The organism is Candidatus Ozemobacteraceae bacterium, assembly GCA_035373905.1.
Taxonomy (GTDB): Bacteria; Muiribacteriota; Ozemobacteria; order Ozemobacterales; family Ozemobacteraceae; genus MWAR01.
In genome coordinates, this window is sequence record DAOSOK010000019.1 from 88,415 (window position 1) to 95,309 (window position 6,895).

A 6,895-nucleotide genomic window follows, 5' to 3' on the forward strand; every position below is an offset into this window, starting at 1 on the left:
GGCCTCCTTGTTGTTCCGGACGAACATCTTTTGCAGGTATTATCGGCACACCATCGGAAATCATCCAGTGATCCCAAACCCTCCCTGACATCGATCGCCGTATAACGTACGATGACGTACATCGATACCGAAGCCGTCACGATTCCCTTTCGATGCGGAGGCGAGAGAATCAGTCCCCGGTTGCAGGCTTCTCAGGCAGGCACGTAAGCTCGATTCCAAGCAGTGTCAGGTCGTCACCGGCGGGATTGGGTGCGCCGAACGCATCGTTGTCAGCGACTGCGATCTCGACCGTGTCTCTGAGAGGGAGATCGACGCCACGGGCAAGGGAGGCAAGCAGACGTTCTTCGTCGAACAGTTCTCCCGAAGCGTTTCGTCGCTCCGTGATACCGTCGGAATACAGATAGATTCTGTCGCCGGGGGTCATATCGAGATGCTGTTCCAGTATTGTCCCCGCGTTGCCGAGGCCGATGAGAGCGCCACCGCCGGTCAACGAAACAGGCGGGTGCCCCTTCCGATGGAAAATGGGCGGCATGTGCCCGGCGTTCACCCAGGATACGCGCTTTCGCGATCGGTCGATCTCGAGATAGACCATCGTGAAAAACCTGTTGAACCGATCGATGGGAAACTCCTCTTCGAGCCTCGCAAGCAGAGTGCTCATCGACTGGCGTTTCGTTCCTCCGACCTCCTGGATCCCGATCAGTTGCTGCAACGCCTGTACCGCCGCGACACCCATCATTGCCGCAGGCACGCCATGGCCGGATGCGTCAAGGATGTAGGCGGCCAGCGTTCCGTCTGACAGAGGGAAAAAGTTGAAGAAATCCCCACCGATCCCGGCGCACGGCCGAAATTTCCATGCGGCCTGCACATCGGCGATCTGCCCGTGCTTCGGAAGGAACCGGCTCTGAAGCCAGGCGGCCGCCTTGAGGTCCTGCTGCAGCTCGTCGTGCTGCTTTCTGACCTGGGCCAGGAGGCTCTGGATCTGCCCGGTCAGGCCGCTCAACTCGTTCAATCCGGTCGTGGAGCGGTCTCCGATGACTTCGCCCCAGCAGGAGATCTCGTCGTCATCCGAAACGGCCGTCAGACGGCAGGGACGGCCGTTCATCGCGAGGCGGACGAGAACCGGGGCGGCTTCCTCGCCGGGCATCAGGTCCGCGGGAGAGATCCGACCCTCCCCCTGTGCGGCCGGAAGAAATACGTCTCCCACATCCCGCCCGATCGGCGGAACGGGTTCGCCCATTACCCGGCGCAGGCTGTCACTGCACCTGCGGATCACTCCCTGGCGATCGACGGTGACGAGAAAAACTCTCTCCGACAGGCTCAGAAGCGTCTGAATTCCTGCGGGTAAGCCTGTATTTATATTTATGGACGTTTCACCCAATTCCCCACCCCCGGGCCAGTTCGATCGCTTCGGCAGGGGTTGCGACGATTTTGGCTCCGGGAAGGCAGGCAGCGGCTTCGGGGAACATCGCAAACACCTGCCCCCCGATCAGCAGAGGAATTTTATTCAGCTCGGGGTCGGCGGCGAGGACATCGATCAGGCGTTTCACATGGTGGAGGTGGTAGGGCATCGATATCGAGATGCCGATGAACCGCGGCCGAATCCGGCGCGCCATCCCGATGAGATCGTTCATGGGAGCACTGGCGCCCAGGAACGTGACATCCCATCCGTCGGCCTCGAGACAATGGGAAATCATCCTGGCGCCCAGTTCGTGCAGCTCACCGACAGCCGCGGAGATGAGCGCCCGTCCGCGGGTTTTTGGGGAAAGACCGGCTTTCCCCTGCAGGGTGGCCACGACGGCCTGCGCCGTCGCCGTTGCGAGATGCTCTTCGGCGACGGTCACCTCTCCGCGCTCCCAGCGGTTCCCCACCTCATACATTGCCGGCTGGAGCGTGTTCTGATAGAACGCACGGGGGTCGGACGAAGGCTGCAGGCGCTTTTCCCCGATCTCGATGGCGCGCGGCAGATCCTGGTTCAGCAGGATATCGAGAAACGTCTCCGTATCGTCGGGCAAGGGCTGCTCGGGGGGAGCCGACAACACGTCTGCGATCCGGAGCACCGCATCATGGTGCTCCAGCATCCAGTCGTAAACCGGCAGGATCGCCGCAGCCGCATCGGGCATGAGTTCATTCCGGATAGCCTGTTTCCACGCATTCAATTCCACGGGGAAATACGCGTGTGAAAAGCCGTGCTGCTGATACGTGCGGTAAACCCAGGGCATGATCGATGCGAGAAGCCTGAAAGCGCTCAGATGCAGAACCGTCGTCAAAAACATCGCATGGTTGCGGTGATTGTCCTGCATCATTTCGACGTTGGCCGTCGTTCCGATGAGGTCGGTCAGATACGGTCGCGCCATCAGGGTCAGGTTCACCCGCTCGGTCAGCAGGCCTTTCCGGGCATCATACGCTTCCGCGGCAGCTGCGGGAATGGGACTCAGGCGGCCGGTATCGGCCAGCAGTTGTTGCATACGGAATCCTCCGGTGAAAACACTTTGATCCAGTATGCCACAAGTCCGCGCCCCCTGTCCGCAACGGCGACAAATTCGGGAAAAGGAATGGGTCAGGGTTTCGGCGGATGCGCGGAGAGTCCTTTGACGACGAGCCTGAGCGCTCCGTCAACGTCGGAAGCGAGCCCGCGGGTCGATCGGGTGAGGGTCCATCGGATCAGGCTTCCCTGGAGAACCCCGAGAATGGCCAGCAATGCGGATCTGATGTGGAGATCCGGCGGGAATTCTCCCGATGTGCACCCCTCCTGAATCACCGCCGCCATGACGGAGGCGATGCGCTCCCCTTTTTCGTTGAGAACGGCGGCGACCGCCGGCTGCTCCGCAACGCTGGCCTCGGAAAGAAGCAGCACGGGGTTGAACTGGTGCTCGAAAAGATGGTTCAGATGGAGTTTTCCAAGCTTGATCAGCTTGTCAGAGGCGGAAGCGGACTCGGCTTTCAGGGCCGTCAGCTTTTCCTCCCAGCCGTCGAACATGAATCTGACGAGTTCCCCGAGCAGCTCTTCCTTGTTGCGGAAGTGGCGGTACACCGCCGGCTCGGTGATGGCGACCGCCTCGCCGAGCCGGCGCATGGTCAGCCTCGAGGCGCCCTCGAGGAAAATCAGATTCCGGGCGGCAAGAAGAATCTCGCTCTTTCGGCTCTGTTCATTCGCTGATGGGCGCTTCATGGCGATGTTCCACTCCTTCGTCATTTCCCGTGACTCGCGCAGGAACCGCCGCAGCCGGGCTCCTTCGCGGACCCCGTTTCACCCAGTTGAGCAGAGGAGTGACATCACCTTTTTCAAGAGCTTCCCTGGCCTCGATGAGAGCGGGCCCTGCAAACGTGTCACAATACGCATGGAGAACGGCGGGGAAAAGGGCGCCCAGCATGATTGCAAACAAGACCATATATAATGCAGATTTCATATTGTATCTTCTGTTATACATTATTGAGACCTGCAGAATGAAAACCAACCGTTCGCCCTGAGCTTGTCGAAGGGCGAAATGAGGAACCACCGGCAAGTGGCTGTTCGTGCTTCGACAGGCTCAGCACGAACGGGACCGCAGCATTGGCTTTCGTTCTGCGGGAATCGCGACATGTGAAGATTCGGGGTCTGTTCGGGCGTCTCAGCAGCAGCAGGCCGTGCAGCCTCCGCATGCGGCTTGGGGGGGATAGGCGTCAAAGAGGGTTTCGATCAACCGGTGGAACTCTTCATGTTTTCCGGCCCCGATTCTCGTTTCTTCGAGACGGTCGAACTCTCGGAGCGATTCCTGCTGACGATCGCTCGACAGGACGCGGTCCCCCATCGGGAACAGGACCTGATTTTCCTTCTGGATGTGCGCGGAAAGAAACGCCGTGTAGTCCCAAGCCGCGAGAATGAAGCGTTCGACGGCATCGGCCTGACAGGCGGTCACGCCGTCGAGCTGCGACTTCATGCGGCTGATCGCGCCCCGTCCTTCCTGCTGTTCGGTCAGCATGGCCCCGATCGGGCCTCTCTCGCGAGGAATGCCCGCCGCTTCGTAGGCCGGAAACAGGAACTCCTCTTCTTTCGCGTGGTGGCACGTGTCGGCAAACACATGGAAAAACTCGCCGATGCGTGCGAGATGCGCCGGCGGAACGGCTTCCCCCTGTTCGAGCTTGATGCATATTCGATCGAGCACCCCGAGCATGGCGAGGTCAGCCGCCGGCGCGTTTTGCCTTGTAGCCCTGCTTTTGGAGAGCATCGACGATCGCGTCGGCATGATCGCCCTGGATCACGATGACGCCGTCCTTCGCCGTGCCGCCGCAACCGCAGCGCTTTTTCAGCACTCCGGCGATCTCGGCCAGTTTCGCCTCGTCGACGGGCAGCCCCATCACGACCGTCGCCGTCTTCCCGCCGCGCCCCCTGGTCTCCCGCTGAACGCGGGCGATGCCGTCAACCGGCCCCGAACGCACCTCTTCGGCTCCCGGTTGTCGCCTCTTCACGGGCCGGCATGTGCAGGATGCGACGGGACGCTCGCACCCAGGGCAGATTCTTCCGTTTTCCGACGTATAGACGAGTTTTGAACCGCTCATTGCTTCCTCCTGCACACCCTTTGCCGCGCCGCGGGCGCAAGCGTCATTTCATCTCTCCCGGCGGCCACGACGACAAAAAAATCAGTATCTGACGTCATTTCCGTGAAGCATCGTTCGGATGTTCGCGGCAGACAGGCCACCAGGCGGCCAGAACAGGCAGGATCCAGGGCAAAATGCCCGGCGGAGCAGCCAGGAACAGACCGCCGATGGGGTCCTGCGCGGGGAACCAACCGCAGACCAGCACGATATGAGGCGCTGTCCATGCGAGATCCAGGGCGACCGCCGAAAAAACGCTTCGGAATCGTCCGTTGACGCCGGCCAATCGCCTTCCAACGCCGAGGGCCGCCACCCAGGCGCCGGGGTCGCCACCCAATCCGCTCCGGAACAGGGCGTAGGCGAAGGCGATCCACCACGCTCCCCCGCCGGCGTTCCGGCCGGGCCACGTGCGCGTCACGCGACCGAACAGTGTCCAGAATGCGAGACCGGCTGTTATATTGATCAATATAGTCAAACCCAGATCGGAAAACCCGTTTTCCGTTCGTTCCCAGCCGGCGAACGTTGCTGCAGCCATCGCCGGTATCCAGGCCGAGACGCAAAGGACGCCCCATGTCACGGGATTCGTATCATCGTCATAACGCCTGGAGGATGTCTGCATCAGCGTTTCGCGGACGGCGACCCCGTCGGCTCCTCCAATCCGGCCGAACGTTCGCGCAAGAGCCAACCACGAAATCACGACCAGGGCTTCCGCGAGGATGATTCTGCCCCGATCGTCGCCGACATCGACGCCCGCGTAGGGTAAAAAGCCCACGGTCAGCAACCGGAGGAGCCACGCAGCGCCGAACGTGCTTCCCAGGAGAGTCACCCAGCGCAACGTCAGAGCGCCCGCTGAACGGGATTTCCACCAGACATCGACCAGCGCGGCCACCAGGACGCGCATCCGCCGATAGAAAACGACCAGCAGGAACGTGAGACCGAAGGAAAGAATCCAGCCGGCACCTTCGTTTCGCACCGGGCGTGGCGGAAGCGGCTCCGCAGGGGAAGCGGACGCGCGTTTCGCTGCAAGACGCGCGGTCTCCAGCCGTTCGCGCGTTTCCGGAACACCGGCGCGCGCCAGCGGCGCCAGCCATCCTGCGGCCTCTTCCGGCCGCCCTGCGTTCATGCACTTTTCCGCGAGAACCAGCCGAATCTTCTCGAGAATCGCGCTTGCTGTCGCGTTGCCAATGGCCGGTGCACAGCGTGAAACCAGTTCGACGGTCCGCCCGCCCGGACGATATTCCACATGCCATTCGAGCCGTTTCACGACTTCTTCCGGCGGCAGGAATCCGGCATCGACGCGGTTCCGGAGAAGCGTCTCGTATTCTCTTTCCAGCCGCTCGAGCGATCTGCCGCAGACGATCTGCAGAACGGACCTGAATGGACGAGCGCGGCGCAACCCCTCGACCACCCGTCGAATGCCGTGTTCGCCGACCTGGTCACGGAGAAGGCTAAAAGCCAGTCGGGCCTGCACTTCGATGAAATCTCCATCTCCACTGAAGGCGGGAGCCAGTTCGGCAAGGGGAATGAGCGCACCGGGCGGAATCAATTCCCGGTCGAATCCGTTATGTTTCCCCGTCCGGAGGCGGCCCTCGGTGATCGAGGCCGACAACTCCTCCGCCATCCCTTCGTTGAACCAGCGGGGACAGTCGACAGGAAACCCCGGCAACAATGCCCATAAGAGGTGCAGGTGGACGAGTTCGTGCGCCAGCACCCGGACGGGCTCATCCCTGGTCGGATCGACGGAAACGTGAAAAAAGTCCTGGAAACGGCCCTCGGATGTTTCGAGTTCCTGCAGAACGACCGTCGGATGAAACGGGATCGGACCCAGTCGGGATCTGATCTCCACGGCTGCCGTGGCCAGCGCCGCCGCCAGCTCCTTCCGCCCGGGATCAGCACGCCCGACGAGGCCGAACCCTTCCACGGTGGCACGGACACCGGTCATCTCGAGCCGGCGACGCACACGGAGTCCGGTGACGGCGTCGTCGAGACGCTGGTCGCTGACGACTGCCGACGGCGACAGCAGCCAGGCACGCTCCGCCGGGGTGTCGAGGCCCAGAAAGCCTGCCACCAAGGCAACGGCCGGCCATAAACCGGTAACAAAAGCCAGGCACACGATCCAGGAGGCCGCCACCGCAGGCCAATGCATTTTCGGCTCCCGGTTCATGGATTCGCTTTCGTTCCTTTTCGATCAACCTCAGCAGGCTCAGGATATCGGCGCAACATATATGTTTTGCTATATAATGCCGCGATTGATCGGAGTTGAAAAAACCGGCATTTCCGGGGTTTCATGTACACTCTGCGGGATTTTTCATGTGGTAGAGGT

Annotated in this window: 6 protein-coding genes; all 6 read right to left on the bottom strand. The window is 61.5% G+C overall.

Annotated features, from left to right (window positions below):
- Window positions 1–169: 169 nt before the first annotated feature.
- Window positions 170–1,204 carry a PP2C family protein-serine/threonine phosphatase gene (locus tag PLU72_11225; GenBank protein HOT28752.1) on the bottom strand — a complete coding sequence of 345 codons (1,035 nt, stop codon included), beginning with the start codon at window positions 1,202–1,204 and terminating at the stop codon, window positions 170–172.
- Between the two features lie 166 nt (window positions 1,205–1,370).
- Window positions 1,371–2,465: a cobalamin B12-binding domain-containing protein gene (locus PLU72_11230; GenBank protein ID HOT28753.1), complete on the bottom strand. Its 1,095-nt coding sequence runs from the start codon at window positions 2,463–2,465 to the stop codon at window positions 1,371–1,373.
- A 92-nt stretch (window positions 2,466–2,557) separates the two neighbouring features.
- Entirely contained in the window at window positions 2,558–3,169 is a 612-nt protein-coding gene (locus PLU72_11235) for a TetR/AcrR family transcriptional regulator (protein HOT28754.1), read from the bottom strand.
- Window positions 3,170–3,608: 439 nt separating this feature from the next.
- Entirely contained in the window at window positions 3,609–4,223 is a 615-nt protein-coding gene (locus PLU72_11240; protein HOT28755.1) for a hemerythrin domain-containing protein, read from the bottom strand.
- Window positions 4,159–4,536 carry a translation initiation factor Sui1 gene (locus PLU72_11245; protein ID HOT28756.1) on the bottom strand — a complete coding sequence of 126 codons (378 nt, stop codon included), beginning with the start codon at window positions 4,534–4,536 and terminating at the stop codon, window positions 4,159–4,161. Before PLU72_11245 ends, PLU72_11240 begins: the two co-directional genes overlap by 65 nt.
- Window positions 4,537–4,630: 94 nt before the next feature.
- A complete protein-coding gene (locus PLU72_11250) occupies window positions 4,631–6,718 on the bottom strand; it encodes a hypothetical protein (GenBank protein HOT28757.1) in 2,088 nt (695 codons plus the stop codon).
- Between the last annotated feature and the right edge of the window lie 177 nt (window positions 6,719–6,895).